1 pseudogene is annotated in these 253 nt (G+C 40.7%); it reads right to left on the bottom strand.

The features are described 5' to 3' along the window. Nucleotides 1-14: 14 nt before the first annotated feature. Nucleotides 15-253 (bottom strand): annotated as a pseudogene (locus R0J92_RS24905) (UDP-N-acetylenolpyruvoylglucosamine reductase); the annotation flags it as partial.

Here is a 253-nt window from a genome sequence, read left to right as displayed (position 1 = left end):
CTCAATAATCTAAACTAAAACTCACCCAATAGTTTAACTTCTGGTTGTAATAAAATTGACCATTGCTGCTCTACTTTTTCTTGTATGTGCTCAATGATTTGGTAAATATCCTGAGCCTTAGCTTGCCCACAATTGAGAATAAAATTAGCATGGCGATGAGCCACTTGCGCGCCTCCCACTTGATATCCTTTTAAGCCTGCTTGTTCAATTAACCAACCCGCTGCTTGATTGGTAGGGTTACGGAAAACGCTGC

Origin of the sequence: Tritonibacter sp. SIMBA_163, assembly GCF_046535935.1 — a bacterium.
GTDB lineage: Bacteria > Pseudomonadota > Alphaproteobacteria > Rhodobacterales > Rhodobacteraceae > Epibacterium > Epibacterium scottomollicae.
Note: the sequence above shows the minus strand (reverse complement) of the source record. Positions and strands in the feature narration are given on the sequence as shown.